At 59.6% G+C, this 17,350-nt stretch carries 17 protein-coding genes; all 17 read left to right on the top strand.

What is annotated here, in order from left to right; all coding sequences use genetic code 11:
* Nucleotides 1–292 precede the first annotated feature (292 nt).
* The 17 genes from mihF to rapZ all read left to right on the top strand — a co-directional run bounded on the left by mihF (nucleotide 293) and on the right by rapZ (nucleotide 17,346).
* Nucleotides 293–613, top strand: coding sequence for an integration host factor, actinobacterial type (gene mihF, locus CHU71_RS07170; protein ID WP_005531652.1), 321 nt, complete (start codon nucleotides 293–295; stop codon nucleotides 611–613).
* Nucleotides 614–621: 8 nt separating this feature from the next.
* On the top strand, nucleotides 622–1,191 hold the full coding sequence (gene gmk / locus CHU71_RS07165; protein ID WP_147760625.1) for a guanylate kinase: 570 nt from the start codon (nucleotides 622–624) through the stop codon (nucleotides 1,189–1,191).
* A gap of 40 nt (nucleotides 1,192–1,231) precedes the next feature.
* Nucleotides 1,232–1,534, top strand: a complete 303-nt coding sequence (gene rpoZ / locus CHU71_RS07160; RefSeq protein ID WP_100622042.1) for a DNA-directed RNA polymerase subunit omega — start codon at nucleotides 1,232–1,234, stop codon at nucleotides 1,532–1,534.
* Nucleotides 1,535–1,644: 110 nt separating this feature from the next.
* The gene (gene coaBC, locus CHU71_RS07155; RefSeq protein ID WP_147760659.1) at nucleotides 1,645–2,919 is read left to right on the top strand and encodes a bifunctional phosphopantothenoylcysteine decarboxylase/phosphopantothenate--cysteine ligase CoaBC; all 1,275 of its coding nucleotides are present in this window, start codon (nucleotides 1,645–1,647) and stop codon (nucleotides 2,917–2,919) included.
* Nucleotides 2,920–3,039: 120 nt separating this feature from the next.
* A complete protein-coding gene (gene metK, locus CHU71_RS07150; protein ID WP_147760624.1) occupies nucleotides 3,040–4,272 on the top strand; it encodes a methionine adenosyltransferase in 1,233 nt (410 codons plus the stop codon).
* 11 nt (nucleotides 4,273–4,283) lie between these two features.
* The gene (locus tag CHU71_RS07145) at nucleotides 4,284–6,320 is read left to right on the top strand and encodes a primosomal protein N' (protein ID WP_147760623.1); all 2,037 of its coding nucleotides are present in this window, start codon (nucleotides 4,284–4,286) and stop codon (nucleotides 6,318–6,320) included.
* A gap of 133 nt (nucleotides 6,321–6,453) precedes the next feature.
* A complete protein-coding gene (def, locus tag CHU71_RS07140; protein ID WP_147760622.1) occupies nucleotides 6,454–6,963 on the top strand; it encodes a peptide deformylase in 510 nt (169 codons plus the stop codon).
* A 58-nt stretch (nucleotides 6,964–7,021) separates the two neighbouring features.
* Complete coding sequence (fmt, locus tag CHU71_RS07135; RefSeq protein ID WP_147760621.1) at nucleotides 7,022–7,975, top strand: methionyl-tRNA formyltransferase; 954 nt, start codon at nucleotides 7,022–7,024, stop codon at nucleotides 7,973–7,975.
* Nucleotides 7,972–9,492, top strand: a complete 1,521-nt coding sequence (locus CHU71_RS07130; protein WP_147760620.1) for an RsmB/NOP family class I SAM-dependent RNA methyltransferase — start codon at nucleotides 7,972–7,974, stop codon at nucleotides 9,490–9,492. Before fmt ends, CHU71_RS07130 begins: the two co-directional genes overlap by 4 nt.
* Nucleotides 9,493–9,556: 64 nt before the next feature.
* Entirely contained in the window at nucleotides 9,557–10,222 is a 666-nt protein-coding gene (gene rpe, locus CHU71_RS07125) for a ribulose-phosphate 3-epimerase (RefSeq protein ID WP_147760619.1), read from the top strand.
* Between the two features lie 77 nt (nucleotides 10,223–10,299).
* Nucleotides 10,300–11,334 (top strand): bifunctional diaminohydroxyphosphoribosylaminopyrimidine deaminase/5-amino-6-(5-phosphoribosylamino)uracil reductase RibD, encoded by a 1,035-nt coding sequence (gene ribD, locus CHU71_RS07120; RefSeq protein WP_147760618.1) that lies wholly within the window; start codon nucleotides 10,300–10,302, stop codon nucleotides 11,332–11,334.
* Nucleotides 11,335–11,371: 37 nt separating this feature from the next.
* On the top strand, nucleotides 11,372–11,986 hold the full coding sequence (locus CHU71_RS07115; RefSeq protein ID WP_147760617.1) for a riboflavin synthase: 615 nt from the start codon (nucleotides 11,372–11,374) through the stop codon (nucleotides 11,984–11,986).
* 11 nt (nucleotides 11,987–11,997) lie between these two features.
* Nucleotides 11,998–13,260, top strand: a complete 1,263-nt coding sequence (locus tag CHU71_RS07110) for a bifunctional 3,4-dihydroxy-2-butanone-4-phosphate synthase/GTP cyclohydrolase II (RefSeq protein ID WP_147760616.1) — start codon at nucleotides 11,998–12,000, stop codon at nucleotides 13,258–13,260.
* Between the two features lie 28 nt (nucleotides 13,261–13,288).
* Nucleotides 13,289–13,768 carry a 6,7-dimethyl-8-ribityllumazine synthase gene (gene ribH / locus CHU71_RS07105; RefSeq protein ID WP_086891449.1) on the top strand — a complete coding sequence of 160 codons (480 nt, stop codon included), beginning with the start codon at nucleotides 13,289–13,291 and terminating at the stop codon, nucleotides 13,766–13,768.
* Nucleotides 13,769–13,820: 52 nt separating this feature from the next.
* Nucleotides 13,821–14,375 (top strand): PH domain-containing protein, encoded by a 555-nt coding sequence (locus CHU71_RS07100; RefSeq protein ID WP_086891448.1) that lies wholly within the window; start codon nucleotides 13,821–13,823, stop codon nucleotides 14,373–14,375.
* 1 nt (nucleotide 14,376) lies between these two features.
* On the top strand, nucleotides 14,377–16,428 hold the full coding sequence (gene uvrC / locus CHU71_RS07095; protein ID WP_147760615.1) for an excinuclease ABC subunit UvrC: 2,052 nt from the start codon (nucleotides 14,377–14,379) through the stop codon (nucleotides 16,426–16,428).
* Nucleotides 16,429–16,473: 45 nt separating this feature from the next.
* On the top strand, nucleotides 16,474–17,346 hold the full coding sequence (rapZ, locus tag CHU71_RS07090; RefSeq protein WP_147760614.1) for an RNase adapter RapZ: 873 nt from the start codon (nucleotides 16,474–16,476) through the stop codon (nucleotides 17,344–17,346).
* The last annotated feature ends 4 nt before the right edge of the window (nucleotides 17,347–17,350 follow it).

Below are 17,350 nucleotides of genomic sequence, written 5' to 3'. Positions count from 1 at the left end.
GAAGTGGTGTGGCCGATTAACAGCCACGCCATTTACCTGGTAGTTTGTAAAACGCACCGCGATGACGTGCAGGAATTCTATTTAAACTGGACCCAAATAATGTCATCGCGTAAACACCAGTGCTAGGATTGCCAGAAGTCGGTTCGCGCCAAGTGACAAAACCGGGCTCTACTCCAGGGTTGTAGCTCGGAGGTTGTCATGGCATCAAGGGATTCGCTCCCGCTATTGCGGCCGGAATCTGGTAAGACTTACTGGACGTAAATTATCAATCTAAAGAAATCGGAGGAAACCCGTGGCCCTTCCAAAGTTGACTGATGAGCAGCGCAAGGAAGCTCTCGCAAAGGCTGCTGAGGCTCGCAAGGCTCGCGCTGAGCTCAAGGCTGCGCTGAAGCGTGGCGAGACCAACCTGAAGGACGTTCTGGACAAGGCTGAGACCGATGAGATCATCGGCAAGACCAAGGTCTCCGCGCTCCTCGAGGCTCTGCCGAAGGTTGGCAAGGTCAAGGCCAAGGAAATCATGGAAGATCTCGAGATTGCTCAGACCCGTCGTCTGCGCGGCCTCGGTGATCGCCAGCGCCGTGCTCTGCTTGAGCGCTTCGGCTACGGCGAATAAGAGTCGCGATGTCTGACGCAACTACGCGCGGTCGCCTAGTCGTTTTGGCTGGGCCGTCCGCGGTGGGTAAGTCCACTGTAGTTTCGCGCCTGCGCAAAGACGTCGACAAGCTGTACTTCAGCGTCTCAATGACGACGCGTCAACCCCGACCTGGTGAGCAGGACGGGGTTGACTATTTCTTCGTTACTCCTGAAACCTTCCAACAGCGTATCGACGCCGGGGAGATGCTCGAATGGGCGGAAATCCACGGTGGCCTGCAGCGCTCCGGCACTCCTGCCCGTCCAGTACAAGAGGCAATGGCAGCCGGTCGCCCCGTGCTTGTCGAGGTAGATCTGGAAGGGGCTCGCAACGTCAAGGCGGCTTTGCCTGAGGCAAAAACCGTGTTCTTGGCGCCACCATCCTGGGAAGTGCTCGTTGAGCGCTTGACCGGTCGTGGAACGGAGCCACAGGATGTTATCGACCGCAGGCTAGAGACCGCACACGCGGAACTTGCCGCTCAAGACGAGTTCGACCACGTGGTTGTCAATGAAAATCTTGATGACGCCGTGGCAGCAATTAGTGATATCCTGCAAGGATAGAACTAGATTTTGACCATTTCCAAGTGAAGTAAAGGTGCATGTGACTAACGTGACCACCCCTGCTAATACTGAGGCCCAGAAGCCAGAGCCAGTATTCGATCCGCCAACGGGCATTACCGCCCCTCCGATCGATGAGCTCCTCGATAAGGTCTCTTCCAAGTACGCACTGGTGATCTTCGCCGCAAAGCGCGCGCGCCAGATCAACAGCTACTACCAAGAGCAGGATGAGGGCGTCTTCGAGTTTGTTGGACCTCTGGTAACTCCTGAGTCCGGCGAGAAGCCGCTTTCCATCGCTCTTCGTGAGATTGAAGCTGGCCTCCTCGACCACGAGGAAGGCAAGTAAGCTTTCTCCCGTTAAGGCCCCCGCTCGCATCACCCGATGTGGTTGGGGGCCTTCGGCATGTTCAAGTGCGTGGAGTACCGCCCTGTAGACTTGGGCGGGTGACTGACGCAATTGAGAATCTAGCGGCTCCTACTAACAGCCAAGAGCCGGAGAAGCAGCCGCGTAGCATCGTCGTTGGCGTAGCTGGCGGAATCGCTGCCTACAAGGCTTGCCACTTGGTCCGTGACCTTAAAGAGCACGGCGATGAAGTCCGCGTTGTTCCAACGCCCGCTGCGCTAAACTTCGTTGGCGCTGCAACCTTCGAAGCGCTCTCCGGCAATCCCGTCTCAACAACTGTCTTCGATGCCGTCGATGAGGTGCAGCACGTCAATATTGGGCAACATGCTGATGCCGTTGTTATCGCGCCGGCTACTGCAGATGTCATCGCCCGAATCGCTGCAGGCCGCGCAGATGATCTGCTGACAGCAACCGTGCTTGTGGCCACGTGCCCGGTCATCGTAGTACCGGCCATGCACACCGAGATGTGGCTCAATCCGGCCACCGTTGAAAACGTTGCTACGCTGCGTCGCCGTGGTATCACAGTCATGGAGCCTGCCCATGGGCGGCTTACTGGTAAGGATTCTGGCCCCGGCCGTCTACCTGAGCCTGCGCAGATCGCGGAGCTCGTGCGCACTGAGCTAAATGGCTACCGTATCCCGCATGATTGGACAGGCAAGAAGGTAGTTATCTCCGCGGGAGGCACCCAGGAGAACCTAGACCCAGTGCGCTACCTCGGCAACCGCTCTTCTGGGCGCCAGGGTTTCGCGTTAGCCGAGATTGCAGCGCAGCGCGGGGCAGAGGTATTCATTGTGGCTGGAAATACCGCTGAGCTTCCAGTGCCATCCGGAGCCAAGATCCGAAACGTGGTCTCTACCGCAGACCTAGAGGCCGCAATGGCTGAGGAATCGAAGGACGCCGACGTCATCATCATGGCCGCAGCCGTCGCTGACTACCGGCCTGCGCTTGTCGCCGAGTCAAAGATGAAAAAGGGCACGGATGACGACGCCCTCTCCTCACTCCAGCTCGTGGAAAACCCCGATGTCCTCAAGGGGCTGGTGGCCCAGCGCGCAGCAGGAGAGCTCAAAGGAGGCGTCGTCATCGTCGGCTTTGCAGCCGAGACCGGCGATTCCACCCATACCGCTTTGGAGTTCGCCCAAGCGAAGTTTGAACGCAAGGGCTGCGATGTACTCATGGCTAACGAAGTGGGCGAGGGCAAGGTCTTCGGCCAGACCACCAGCGAAGGGTGGATTCTACGCCGCGATAGCGAGCCGCGAGTCGTTGCCCATGGCTCAAAGCAAGTGGTCGCAGCGCAGATCCTGGATGCTGTGAATCAAATCCTCAGCTAGTAGACCGGCCTAATTGCATTAATAGACCGCTTGGTCTATGCTGGCTAGTTGTTAAAGCTTGGGGCCAGAACCATGCAATGAACGCTAAATAAGCACTTCTTTCTGCACTAAGGAATATTTGTGACTGTTAACCATGCAGCGGCTACCCGTTTGTTCACCAGTGAGTCTGTGACTGAGGGACACCCGGATAAAATTTGCGACGCAATCTCCGACACCATCCTCGACGCGCTGCTCGAGAAGGACCCGCATGCTCGCGTCGCCGTCGAGACCCTAGTCACCACCGGCCAGGTCCACGTAGTAGGTGAGGTCCGCACCACCGGCTATGTCGAGATCCCGCAATTGGTGCGCAAGACTCTCACGGACATCGGCTTTACCTCTTCTGACGTCGGATTCGACGGACACACCTGTGGCGTAAACGTCGCCATTGGCGAGCAGTCCCAGGAAATCGGTGCCGGCGTCGACACCTCTACCGAGGCCCGCGATCGCGGTGACGACTTTGATGAGGAGAATGACTCCGCAGGCGCCGGCGACCAAGGCCTGATGTTCGGCTACGCCACCAACGAGACCGCCGAGTTCATGCCGCTGCCTATCGCTCTGGCGCACCGCCTTTCCCGCCGCCTCAGCGAGGTGCGCAAGGAGAAGATCGTTGATCACCTCCGCCCAGACGGCAAGACCCAGGTGACTTTCGCCTATGACGACAACAACGTTCCTTCGCACTTAGACACCATCGTCATTTCCACCCAGCACGACCAAGACGTGACCCAGAAGTGGCTTGAGGAACAGCTGCGCAAGCACGTCGTCGAATGGGGCATCCAGGATGCTGGCTTGGAAAAGTACTACGGCGAAGACACCACCTTGCTCGTTAACCCTTCCGGCTCCTTTATCCTCGGCGGCCCAATGGGCGATGCGGGTCTTACCGGCCGCAAGATCATCGTTGACACCTATGGAGGCATGGCCCGCCACGGTGGCGGTGCCTTCTCTGGCAAGGATCCGAGTAAGGTTGACCGTTCCGGAGCTTACGCAATGCGTTGGGTGGCTAAGAATATCGTCGCCGCAGGACTCGCCGATCGGGCCGAGGTTCAAGTGGCCTACGCCATCGGCCGTGCGAAGCCGGTGGGCCTGTACGTCGAGACGTTCGGCACCGCACATGAGGGGCTCAGCGACGCCGCTATTCAAGCGGCAGTCAACGAAGTCTTCGACCTTCGCCCGGCGGCCATCATCCGTGATCTCGATCTGTTGCGTCCTATCTACCGGCAGACTGCGGCCTATGGTCACTTCGGTCGTACCGACGTTGACCTGCCATGGGAGTCGACCTCCCGTGCCGCCGCACTGCGAAAGGCAGCTGGCCTGTAGAATCTGAGCCTATGCCGAAGAGAACACCCGCCGCCCACAAACCGGTCGCGCGGGTGTTGCCTCTTTTAGGGGTTGCTCACTTAGATCGCGGGTTCGACTATCGCGTGGACGAGGAACAATCGGAGGCCGCACAGCCTGGGGTTCGCGTACGTATCCGCTTCAATGGGCGGCTTAGCGACGCCATCGTTCTTGAGCGCCGCAACGACTCGGAGTTCGCGGGCGAGCTGCGCTATCTCGACCGTTTGATCTCACCCTTTGCAGTCTATCCAGCGCAGCTCTCACAACTCGTCGAATCGCTTGCCGCCCGGTACGGGGCAGTTCGCTCCGACATCATTCGTTCCGCGATCCCTCCGCGTCATGCCAAGGCGGAAGAATCAGACTTGTCGACGCCGTGGGAGGAGCTGGGAGACGCCAGCGAACCCGATCTGTCCAGCTGGTCCTCGTATCAGTTCGGCGAGTCTTTCGTGGATACAGTGTTAGGCGGCGGCATTGCGCGCGCTGCCTGGCAGGTAGCACCTGGCGATGACTGGGCAGCAGCGCTGGCTGCTTTGGCTGCAAAGATTGCGGTAGACGGAGGTGGCGCGCTCATCGTGGTGCCGGATCAACACGACGTCGACAAGCTCGAGCGTGCGCTGCGCGAGATAGTCGCGGCTAAACAGGTAACCGTGCTCGGCAACGCCACTGGCCCGCAGGCTAGGTACCGGCGCTATCTTTCAGCCTTGGTAGGCCAGGCACGCATCGTCATCGGCACGCGGTCTGCGGCTTTTGCTCCGGTGGCGAATCTGCGCCTTGCCGTCATCGTGGACGATGGTGACGACAATCTCGTGGATAATCTCAAGCCCTACGTACATGCGCGCGAGGTGCTCACCACGCGCTCTGCGTTAGAGGGATGCAGCCTTATTTTGGCCGGGCACTCGCGCACCGCGGAGACGCAGCTACTGGTGGAGTCGGGGTGGGCGCACGACCTAGTGCCGAGTGAGTCGACGCTTTCGGCGCGGCGTCCTGCGATCACGCCGGTTGGAGCCTTCGGATTCCAGGTGGCGCGTGACCTGCAGGGCGGAACGACGTCGCTAAGCGGTCCTGCATACCAAGCCGCGCGTCGTGCCCTCGACCGCGGCGAACCAGTTCTCGTGCAGGTCCCGCGCAAGGGCTACGCGCCCATCCTGGCATGCGGGAATTGCCGCGCCCCGGCAAGGTGCCGCCATTGCAACGGTCCGCTTGGCCTGCCGGGTGATTCGCACGGTGGGCATGAGGGCCAAGCATCCCTGCCAACCTGTACGTGGTGCGGGCGCATCGACTCCAAGTTCCGGTGCACAGAATGCGGCTCGCCGCGCCTGCGCGCCATCGTATTGGGCTCGGAGCGTACAGCGGAAGAGCTGGGTCGCGCCTTTCCGAGCACGCGGATTGTCATGTCTGGCGGTAACAAGGTCATCGATGAAGTGCCAGGGGAGCCGGCACTTGTCATTGCGACTCCCGGTGCGGAACCCCATGTTGCGAACGGCGGTCATTATGGCGCGGCGCTGCTGCTAGAAGCTGCCACGCTGCTCAATCGTCAGGATCTGCGCGCAACCGAAGAGGCCCTGGCCAAGTGGGCTGCGGCAGCGACCTTGGTGAGCCCGCACTCCAAAGGCGGGGAAGTGATTATCGCTGCGGATGAGGCGTTAGCAGTTGTCCAATATTTAGTGAATTGGGACATGGTGGCAGCAGCGCGCGCTGAGCTGGCGGGGCGTCGGGAAGTGCGCTTCCCACCGGCCGTGCATATGGCAGCCGTGGATGGAGCGGATGCCGCACTGGATCACTTTCTTTCGATTGCAGAGCTGCCTGAGCATGCTGAGATCCTGGGCCCGGTCCCGCTTCCGCCCGGAGTCACCCTGCCCGGTGAGTATGACGAACAGCGCTTTGGGCCGCCACAAAGGGCACTCATCCGCACCCCGTTGGGACCGCGCTCACAACTGGGCACGGCGCTGCGCAACGCCAACGCTGCGCGCAGCGCCCGTAAGGACGAGCTGCCACTGCGCATTCAGGTAGACCCAATTCACGTCGGTTAACCGCCACCTTATGGACGTGGAGCGCGTGGTGGAGACGGTTTAGTGCTGCTGGGTCTACCCAGTCCGCCGCTGTGTCTGGCATGTCCACTATTGTCGAGTGCGACGTAATTGTTTGAAAGGTAGTGGTTCCGCAGTGGCAATCAGAGCAATTCGCATGTACGGCGATCCAGTCTTGACGTCTCGTGCTACCGAGATTGAAAAGTTTGATTCATCGCTTGAGGCCTTGGCCAATGACATGCTGGAGACCATGGACGCGGCCGGCGGAGTCGGCCTTGCCGCAAACCAGATTGGTTTGACCAAGCGCATCTTTGTCTATGACTGCTCCTACTTTCAGACCGGCTTGCGTGGAGCCATCATCAACCCGGTGTGGACCCCGTTGGGGGACAAGACGCAGGACGGCCCCGAGGGCTGCCTATCGATTCCGGACATCACCGAAAACACCGAGCGCTATGAATCGGTCGTGGTCCACGGCCGCGATGTACGGGGCAATGCCATCTCGATGGTGGCCTCCGGGCTGATGGCGCGTTGCATTCAGCATGAGACTGACCACCTTGATGGCGTCTTGTTCCTGCAAAGGCTCACCCCTGAACGGCGCAAAGAAGCGATGCAGGTTATCCGCAATTCAGAGTGGTTTAACTCCTAGTAGCTAGAGCAGCCTAAGAAACTAGAGCAACAAGAGAAGAAAGAAGTAAAGGTTCAGCATGCGAATTGTCTTCGCCGGTACCCCGGAGCCCGCAGTGGTGGCTTTGGAAAAGCTCATTGCCTCCAAGCATGAGGTTGTCGCGGTCATCACTAGGCCCGATGCGCGCAGGGGCCGGGGCCGTACTCTGCACCCCAGCCCGGTGAAAGAGCTGGCTCAAAAACATGGAATCGAGGTGCTCACCCCAAGCATCCTCAAGCCCGGCACCGAGGACGGCGAGGCGCTGCGCGCACGTCTGCGGGATCTTTCTCCTGAGGCTATCCCCGTTGTGGCCTACGGCAGCCTTATTACGCCGGATCTTCTTGACCTACCGCGCCATGGCTGGGTCAACCTGCACTTCTCCTTGCTACCTGCGTGGCGCGGTGCGGCCCCAGTGCAAGCTGCGATCGCAGCCGGCGATGAAGTCACGGGTGCTACTACGTTCCGTATCGATAAGGGATTGGACACCGGCGTCATCCTGGGCACGCTCGAAGAGAAGATTCAGGCAACTGATACCGCAGACGATCTTCTGACCCGCCTGGCCTATGCCGGTGGTGATCTCTTGGTGGAAACGATGGACGGCTTGGCGGCAGGCACCATCACCCCACACGAGCAATCGGGCGAGCCCTCCTACGCGCACAAGATCGCAGTTGAGGATGCTCGCGTCAATTGGCAGGATTCCGCGGAAGCCATCGACCGCCACATTCGGGCACACACCCCGGCCCCGGGTGCCTGGACCATGCTTGGGGAGGAGCGAGTCAAGCTTGGCCCGGTTAGCCTCATAGGCGTTGACCCGGCACTTGAGGGCGTTGCCCTCGCACCAGGTGAGGCGCACATTACGAAGAAGTCCGTGTACGTCGGCACAGCTGATGCGGCAGTCAAGCTGGAGCGTCTGCAGGTCCCTGGCAAGAAGATGATGAACGCTGCAGACTGGGCGCGCGGCCTGGGCGGCAACAAAGAGGTGAGGTTCTCATGAGTGGTGGTTTCCGTTCCCGCTCCAAAGGCGGCGATTCCGAGCGCAAGGCCGATGGGCGTAAGCAGCATGCGCGTGACGCACAACGCGGATCTTTACAGCGCAATGGCAAGAATAACTCGCGTAATTCACACCACCCTCGAGGCAGGCGAGGCGCGCAGGAGAAGAACTCCTTCGTCCAGGCTGCGCGACGAAGCGGCGTAGACACCGCTCGTGCGGTCTCCTTTGAGGTACTGCGCCGCGTTCACAGCGATGATGCGTTTGCGAACCTGACCTTGCCCAAGGCTTTGCGCGTGCACAAGCTCGAAGGCCGCGACGCTGCTTTTGCAACCGAGCTGACCTATGGTTCTTTGCGCACCGAGGGGGTGCTCGATGCAGTCATCGGGGAGTGCTCGTCCCGTGCGCTTGATGCGATTGCCCCTGAGGTTTTGGATGCTTTGCGGCTAGGCGCCTACCAGGTGCTCTTTACCCGCGTGGAGCCGCATGCTGCCGTAGACACCACTGTGCGTTTGGTTGAGGCCGCAGGCTTTGAGAAAGCTAAGGGCTTTGCCAACGGCATCATGCGCACCATCACGCGCACCCCAGCCGAGAAGTGGCTCGACAAGCTCGCCCCGCAGGGCGAGATCGCGGCACTGGCCTTCAAGCACGCGCATCCCGCGTGGATCGCACAGTCTTTTAGCCGTGTCGTCGGCTTGGGCGAACTCGAAGCAGCGCTGGAAGGCGACTCCCAGCGTCCTATCGTCCACCTAGTAGCGCGTCCCGGCGAGATTAGCGCCGAGGAGTTAGCGCTTATGACCGGCAACGAAGAAGGCAAGTACTCGCCTTATGCCGTCTACATGGAATCTGGTGATCCGGGTGATCTGGAGCCTGTGAAGCAGGGCTTTGCCGCGGTCCAGGATGAAGGCTCGCAGCTCATTGCCCGCGCAGTGGTCGAAGCACCCGTTGCAGGTACTGATTCCGGGCGGTGGCTCGACCTGTGTGCGGGCCCTGGCGGCAAGGCGGCCCTCATGGGTGCGCTGGCACGCATTGAGCAGGCCCATGTCGATGCGGTGGAAGTCTCGCCGCACCGCGCTGAGCTCATCAAGAAGACTGTTGCGGATCTGCCTGTTCGTGTGCACGTAGCTGACGGCCGTAACCCCGGCCTTGAGGCTGGCTTCGATCGCGTGCTTGTCGACGCCCCGTGTTCCGGCCTTGGCGCCCTTCGTCGCCGTCCGGAGGCTCGTTGGCGCAAGTCCGAGTCCGACATCGCCGAACTCAACGAGCTGCAATTTGAGCTGCTCGAATCCGCGCTCAAGCTCGTGCGCCCCGGCGGTGTCGTGGTTTATTCGACGTGTTCGCCGGACCTGAGGGAAACGCGCGACGTTGTGGATCGCGCCGTCGCCAAGCTGGGCGCCGTGGAGCTCGATGCCCACGAACTCATTCCGGATATGGGTGACGTTGGACACCACAAGTCGGTCCAGATGTGGCCGCATCGCCACGGCACCGACGCGATGTTCTTCGCCGCGCTTCGTCGTGACTAAGCGTTATCCGAGCTGCTAAAGAAGTGGCTGCGCGCAATCGAAGGGAAGGTCTAGACTGAACACCATGCCTGCACCGATTATTTCCCCTTCGATTCTCGCCGCTGACTTCTCCCGTTTGGGGGAAGAGGTACGTGCGGTACACAACGCTGACTGGATCCACGTCGACATCATGGATGGCCACTTTGTGCCCAACCTCTCCTTCGGCCCTGACATCACCAAGACTGTTGATGGCATCACGGATCAGGTCTTGGACGTTCATCTCATGATTGAGGAACCGGAAAAGTGGGTCGAAACCTACGCTGAAGCAGGCGCTGATTGCATCATCTTCCATGTGGAAGCCGTCGCTGACGAGCATGCGGCGCTCGCGCTGGCGGATAAAATCCGCGGCATGGGCGTACGCGCGGGCTTTTCCATCAAACCCAACACTTCTATCGAGCCGTGGTTGGACAAACTGGAGCACTTTGATTTGGCACTCGTAATGTCGGTTGAACCTGGCTTCGGAGGCCAGAAGTTTATGCCTGAGATGCTGGATAAGGTACGCACATTGCGCGCTGCCATTGATGAGCAGGGCCTCGATACCCTGATCGAAATCGACGGTGGCATCTCCGCCGAGACCATCGCTGCATCCGCGGAAGCTGGCTGCCACGCGTTCGTGGCCGGTTCTGCCATCTACAAGCAAGCAGACAAGGCCGCAGCAGTCGAGGAACTGCGCCAGCTGGCCTCGCAATAGTTTTCTAACCGCTTCACGTCCCGAACCTTTCGTGGGACCGTCCTTGACCAAACGGAAATTGCAATCAGAAAGTCTTTATGAAGCTTGACCTCGATGCCGCCCTCATCCGTGCGATGGAGGCGGGTCAATCCGTGCGCGGCACGACGAGCCCCAACCCGCCGGTGGGTGCAGTCATTCTCGACGCCGAGGGCAACCTCGTAGGCACTGGCGCCACTCAGCCCGTAGGCGGGCCGCATGCCGAGGTCATGGCCCTACAAGAGGCCGGCAGCAGCGCCCGCGGCGGCATAGCAGTCGTTACACTCGAGCCGTGCAACCACACTGGACGCACTGGCCCCTGCGCGGAAGCACTTATCGCGGCGGATATTTCCCAGGTATATTTCCTGCATCCTGACCCGAACGACGTGGCTGCTGGCGGGGCGCAGACTCTGCGCGCCGCGGGCATTGAGGTCGCACAGATTGAAGTGCCTGCGGAGTTGCCCGTGTCCGATGCTCTCATCCCGTGGTTGACTTCGCTGCGCCTGGGCCGCCCGCACGTGACCCTAAAGTTTGCGCAAACACTCGACGGTTTTACCGCCGCAAGCGATGGTACGAGCCAATGGATTACCGGGGAGCACGCGCGTGAATGGGTGCACGTCGACCGCGCGCGGCGTGACGCCATCATCATCGGCACCGGCACCGCGCTGGCAGACAACCCCTCGTTGACCGCTCGTTTCCCCGATGGCACGCTGCGGGAGCAACAGCCGCGCCGCGTCGTGATTGGCCAAAGGAACTTAGAGGATGCGGGAGCGGCATCATCGCATTTGCGCGAACTTGGCTACGACCAATTTGCCAACATCGATGACGCACTGATCTCCCTTTACGAGGCGGGCGCACGCGACGTGTTGGTCGAGGGCGGGGCCGGGCTGGCCAGCGCCTTCCTCAATGCCGGATACGTGGATGCGGTGCAGGCCTACATTGCGCCGCTGTTGCTCGGAGAGGGGCGGGGAGTGTTGGCCCATCCGGTGGCCCAAACCTTGCAGGATGCGTGGCGTTTTCAGCGCGTGGGCACCACCGTGCTGGGCGACGACGTGCTCATCGAGTACGTGCGCAGTCCATACGTGGATGGCGAGTAGAGTCAAGCCTTCGAGATTAAAAGTTAAAGGATAGATTTTGTTTACTGGACTCGTGGAAGAAATCGGCACGGTCGCTTCCTTGGAGCGGCAGGGAGACGCGATCCGCTTAGGAATCGCCGCGCCTAAGGTACTTGACGACGCCGCCCTTGGTGACTCCATCGCAATCAACGGCGTGTGCCTCACCGTGGCCGAGCGAACCGCGGACGTCTTCATCGCCGACGTCATGCAGGAATCCCTAAACCGTTCGGCGCTCGGCGAACTGCGCGTGGGGTCCCAGGTCAACGTGGAGCGTGCTCTGCTTCCAACTACCCGCTTGGGCGGCCACATCATGCAGGGCCATGTCGACGGCACTGCAAAGCTCATCTCGCGCACCCCGTCTGAGAACTGGGAGGTGGTGCGCTTCGAGCTGCCCGCCGGACTTGCGCGATACGTGGTAGAGAAGGGTTCTATCGCAGTCAGCGGCACCTCGCTGACGGTAAGCAACATCGGCGCAGACTGGTTCGAGGTTTCTCTCATTCCGACAACGCTGCGCGACACCATATTCGGGCAGCTGGAAGTTGGTGCCTCAGTCAACCTCGAAGTAGATGTGCTGGCCAAGTACGTGGAAAAAATGTTTGGGCCTAACGCTTCCGGCGCCAACGGCAAGGGCTAGAGTAAGTCTTTATGACCGCTGCAGAATCTTCCGTCAAACTCGATACCGTCGAACAAGCTATTGCTGACATCGCCGCCGGCAAAGCCGTGGTGGTGGTAGACAATGAAGACCGTGAGAATGAAGGAGATCTGATTTTCGCCGCCGAGCTTGCGACTCCGGAGCTCGTGGCGTTTATGGTTCGATACACCTCCGGCTATATTTGCGCGCCACTTATGCCCGAAGATTGTGCTCGCCTCAATCTTCCGCCGATGATCGCGGTTAACGAAGATGTTCGCCACACCGCCTACACCGTCACGGTGGATGCTGCGACTGGCTCGACGGGTATCTCGGCTGGTTCCCGCGCCGAGACCATCCGGCGTCTAGCTGACCCGACCTCCGAGGTCGGAGATTTCACTCGCCCTGGTCACGTAGTTCCGCTGGCTGCCCGCCCCGGCGGCGTGCTGGAGCGCGACGGCCACACTGAGGCTTCCATCGACCTTGCTCGACTGGCCGGGCTGCGTCCGGCGGGCGTGTTGTGCGAGATCGTATCGGAAGAAGACCCGACCGATATGGCGCGTTCACCGGAGCTGCGCCGTTTCGCAGATGCTCATGGTTTGTCGATGATTTCGATCGAGCAGCTCATCGAATGGCGCCGTCACCATGAGACTCAGATCGTGCGCTCGGTGTCTACCCGCCTGCCTACTGAGCACGGTGTGTTTACTGCAATCGGCTACACCCACGATGTCGACAAGAGCGAGCATATCGCCTTAATCGCAGGCGACGTCGACGCGCTTAAGGGCGCGGAGAATGTGCTCGTTCGTGTGCATTCCGAATGCCTTACTGGCGACGTTTTTGGTTCGCGTCGCTGCGATTGCGGTCCTCAGCTCAACGCCTCTTTGCAGGCGGTGCAGGAGGCCGGACAGGGTGTTGTGGTCTACCTGCGTGGTCAAGAGGGTCGTGGAATCGGCTTGGTCAACAAGCTCAAGGCCTATCACCTCCAGGACAAGGGCCTCGACACAGTCGACGCCAACCTCGAGCAGGGACTGCCCGAAGACGCACGCGAGTACTCGGTTGCGGGCCAGATCTTGCGAGACCTTGGCATTGTTTCCGTCAACTTGATGACCAACAATCCGCACAAGGGCGACGGTCTCTTTGGCTTTGGCGTCGACGTCTCCCAGCACACTAATCTGGCTGTTGCTGCCAATGAGGACAACATCACCTACCTGCGCACCAAGCGTGACCGGATGGGCCATGATCTGCCGCAGGTTGCGCAGTGGGACTCCGAGCACAGCTAAAAATTAGCACTTCTTAGAAAGGACCGTGATGGCTAAAGAAGGCCTGCCAGACATTCAGCTCGTTCCGGCCGAGGGCGTTCGCGTCGCGATCGTTACTTCAACGTGGAATGCCGAAATCTGCGATCAACTGCATAAGCGCGCGATCGAAACCGCTCAAGCATGTGGCGCCAAGGTCACCGAGCTGCGCGTGGTTGGCGCACTGGAACTGCCTGTCGTTGTCCAAGCAGCGGCTCGTTCTCACGACGCTGTCGTGGCTTTGGGCTGCGTCGTCAAGGGCGGAACCCCGCACTTCGACTACGTCTGTGACTCGGTCACCCAAGGCCTGACGCGCATTGCACTCGACGAGTCGACGCCCGTGGCGAACGGCGTGTTGACAGTTAACGAGTACTCCCAGGCCGTCGATCGTGCAGGCTTTGATACATCTGATGAAGACAAGGGCGCTGAGTCGATGGTTGCGGCTTTAGACACCGTCATGAAATTGCGTACACTGGACGGGCTAGCAGGCTAAACGCCTGCGCCGAACCTGTAGTGACGCTTAAATAGGTGAAAAGAAGGACTAAATGACGGACGCACACGAATCTCAGGCGAGCGAGCCTACTTCTCGCAAGCACCTATCTGATGCCGAGATTCTGGCCTACACCAGCGCAGACCCTTTTGCGCAGACTTCGACCAAACCTTGGCTTTATGAGACCAAGTCTCCATACCTGCGCAGGATTGCGATTGGTTGGGTAGTCCTCGTCATGGCTATCCACATCTTTATGGGTGTTACCTTGGACGTCTCCTTTACAGGTGCGGCGGTGACCACGATTGATAAGTTTGCATTCCCCGGCGTTGGCGTATTGATTTCCATCCTGTCGTGGATTGCACTGACCCGCCCACGCTTGCGGGCTAATGAGGACGGAGTTGAGGTCCGCAATATTGTCGGAACTCGTTTCTACCCGTGGCAGGTTGTGTATGGTCTGTCCTTCCCAGAGGGCGAGCGTATGGCCCGCATCGAGCTTCCCGATTTCGAGTTTGTTCCTGTCTGGGCACTGCAGTCTGGTGACAAACAAGACGTAATCACCAAGGTTCGCCAGTTCCGCGAACTTGAAGCCAAGTACATGCCGCAGGACTAACGTGGCTGATCCCACAACATATAGGCCAGCGCCCGGAACGATACCCACGGAACCGGGCGTTTATAAATTTCGCGATGAAAACCGACGCGTAATCTACGTCGGCAAGGCCAAGAATCTCCGGGCCCGCCTGTCCAATTACTTTCAGGACATTACGCAGCTGCATCCACGCACCAGGCAGATGGTGCTCACGGCTGCTTCGGTGGAGTGGACCGTGGTGGCCAGTGAAGTCGAAGCACTCCAATTGGAGTACACATGGATTAAGCGTTTCGATCCACGATTCAACGTCATGTATCGCGATGACAAGACGTACCCGATGTTGGCGGTCTCGGTGGGAGAGGCGGTTCCGCGTGCATTCTTCTATCGCGGGCCGCGACGCAAAGGCGTGCGTTACTTCGGCCCTTATTCGCACGCCTGGGCAGTCCGCGAGACCCTAGAACTACTGACCCGCGTCTTTCCTATGCGCACCTGTGCCAAGGGCGTATACAATCGCCACGAGCGCCTCGGCCGACCGTGCCTGTTGGGTTACATCGGCAAGTGCGATGCGCCGTGTATCGGCCGCGTATCAAAGGCTGAGCACCGTGAGACGGTCAATGAGCTGGTTTCCTTCATGAACGGCAACACAAGCAAGGTAACCCGCGAGCTGACCCAGCGTATGGAGGAAGCTGCGGAGAATCTTGAGTTCGAGCTTGCGGCCCGATTGCGCGACGACCTGGGCGCCATCAATAAGATCATGGAACAGCAAGCCGTGGTGTTCGGCGATGGCACCGATGCCGACCTCATCGCTTTTAGCTCCGACGAGCTAGAAGCAGCGGTACAGATTTTCCACGTCCGCAATGGGCGAATCCGCGGCCAGCGCGGATGGGTCGTGGAGCGCTCTGGTGAGCAGGCCCCACTCGAGCCACTCGAGGAAGGCAAACCAGACCCCGGACTTCCGGCCCTCATGCAGAACTTCCTCATTCAGTTCTATTCCGACGCTGCTGATAGGCAGAAACAGGAATTGGAGGAAGACGCTGCGCTCAATAGGCGAGGGGTGGATCAGGAGTCCCATACCGAGGAACACCTCGGCAACGTCATCCCACGAGAAATCCTGGTCCAGGCTATGCCGGACGAGGCTGCTGAGGTCAAGTCCTTGTTGGAGCAGCTGCGTGGTGCGCAGGTGGACCTGCGCGTGCCCCAGCGCGGCGACAAGCGGTCCCTGATGGAGACCGTGGAGAAGAACGCCAAGGAGCAGCTTCGTCAACACAAGCTCAAGCGCGTTGGCGATATCACAGCGCGCTCTGCCGCGCTGCAGGACATTCAGGAGGCCTTGGGCATGGACCAGGTGCCTTTGCGCATAGAGTGTACGGATATTTCCCACATTCAAGGCACGGACGTTGTCGCTTCCTTGGTGGTTTTTGAGGACGGGCTTCCGCGCAAGTCGGACTATCGCCGTTATCGCATTAAGGAAGCAGCTGGCGACGGCCGCTCAGACGACGTCGGCTCCATCGCTGAGGTCACGCGGCGTCGCTTTAAGCGCCACAATGAAGACAAGCTAGCCAACCCAGACGAAGAGGTGGAGGAGTCGACCTTCGCTGACGAGAAAGTGGCGGAAGAGTCTGCTGAAGCTGGGCGTCGTTTCGCGTATCCGCCGCAGCTCTTCATCGTTGATGGCGGTGCGCCGCAGGTAGCCGCTGCCCAGGAAGTCTTTGACGAGCTGGGCATTGTCGACGTCACGCTCGTCGGCTTGGCCAAGCGCTTGGAAGAGATCTGGGTTCCCGGCGACGATGAACCAGTTATCTTGCCGCGAACCTCCCAGGCGTTGTTCTTGCTGCAACAGATCCGCGACGAGGCTCACCGCTTCGCCATTACGTATCACCGCCAGCAGCGCTCCAAACGCATGCGTTCTTCCGTGCTGGACAGTGTGCCTGGGTTGGGTCCACAACGCAGGACCGACTTGGTCAAGCACTTTGGCTCGGTGAAGAAGCTGAAAGAGGCTAGCGTCGACGAAATTGCCGCCGTAAAGGGCTTTGGCCCCAAGTTGGCCAGCGTAGTTTTTGAACACCTACATAGTTAGGAATCTTCAGGAATCTTCCAGCTGTGGCGCGTTAAGATGGTTACTATGACGCACTTAGAAACACCGCCGATCTTCATTACTGGCATGTCCGGCGGCGGCCTCACCTCGGCAGCTAAGGTTCTCGAGGACAAGGGCTACTACGTGGCCCACAACATCCCGCCAAAAGCCATTGTGGATCTTCTAAAGCTGTGTGCCTTGGAAGAGACGAAGGTCAAGAAGGTTGCTGCGGTAACCGATGTGCGCTCCCGCATGTTCCATGGTTCACTGTTGGAGACCATTGACGAGGTCACGCAGTTAGGCATGAAGCCCACGGTTTTGTTTCTTGATGCGCGCGATGATGTGCTCATCCGCCGTTTCGATTCTGTTCGTCGCACGCATCCTCTGCAGGGGGATGACACGCTCAAGGCCGGCATCCAGAGGGAGCGCCAGGCTGTGGCTGGTGTGCGCGAGCGCGCTGATATCATCATCGACACCACAAACCTGTCAATTCATGATCTGCGTCGTGCCATCGAGGCAGCATTTGGTGACATGAGCAAGGACACCCAGCACGTCACCGTTGAGTCATTCGGCTTCAAACATGGCTCCCCACGAGACGCGGATTTGGTCGTCGACGTGCGATTCCTTCCCAACCCTTATTGGGTTCCGGAACTACGCGGATATCGAGGCACCGATGAACCTGTCTCTGACTACGTGCTCGCCCAGCCTGCTGCAGAGAGCTTCATCGAGCATTTCTTGGAGATGTTTGAGACCATGCTCGCTGGTTACCGCCACGAGGGTAAAAACTTCATAACCGTGGGCGTCGGGTGTACAGGTGGACATCACCGCTCCGTCGCTGTGTCAGAGGAGATTGCTCGCCGCTTGCGCCAGCGCGACGAGCTTGATGTCAATACCCTCCACCGCGACATTGCGCGCGATTAATCTC

It is taken from the genome of Corynebacterium sp. LK14 (assembly GCF_008042215.1).
Classification (GTDB): Bacteria; Actinomycetota; Actinomycetes; order Mycobacteriales; family Mycobacteriaceae; genus Corynebacterium; species Corynebacterium striatum.
The sequence above is the reverse complement of the archived record's forward strand: the minus strand, read 5'-3'. Positions and strand labels throughout refer to the sequence as shown.

Excerpts from the sequence above, each read along its gene's own strand:
- CHU71_RS07110 (WP_147760616.1), top strand. The coding sequence starts at position 11,998 with ATGACCGCTGCAGAATCTTCCGTCAAACTCGATACCGTCGAACAAGCT.
- ribD (WP_147760618.1), top strand. The coding sequence starts at position 10,300 with ATGAAGCTTGACCTCGATGCCGCCCTCATCCGTGCGATGGAGGCGGGT.
- CHU71_RS07130 (WP_147760620.1), top strand. The coding sequence starts at position 7,972 with ATGAGTGGTGGTTTCCGTTCCCGCTCCAAAGGCGGCGATTCCGAGCGC.
- rapZ (WP_147760614.1), top strand. The coding sequence starts at position 16,474 with ATGACGCACTTAGAAACACCGCCGATCTTCATTACTGGCATGTCCGGC.
- CHU71_RS07100 (WP_086891448.1), top strand. The coding sequence starts at position 13,821 with ATGACGGACGCACACGAATCTCAGGCGAGCGAGCCTACTTCTCGCAAG.
- rpe (WP_147760619.1), top strand. The coding sequence starts at position 9,557 with ATGCCTGCACCGATTATTTCCCCTTCGATTCTCGCCGCTGACTTCTCC.
- fmt (WP_147760621.1), top strand. The coding sequence starts at position 7,022 with ATGCGAATTGTCTTCGCCGGTACCCCGGAGCCCGCAGTGGTGGCTTTG.
- gmk (WP_147760625.1), top strand. The coding sequence starts at position 622 with ATGTCTGACGCAACTACGCGCGGTCGCCTAGTCGTTTTGGCTGGGCCG.
- CHU71_RS07145 (WP_147760623.1), top strand. The coding sequence starts at position 4,284 with ATGCCGAAGAGAACACCCGCCGCCCACAAACCGGTCGCGCGGGTGTTG.
- ribH (WP_086891449.1), top strand. The coding sequence starts at position 13,289 with ATGGCTAAAGAAGGCCTGCCAGACATTCAGCTCGTTCCGGCCGAGGGC.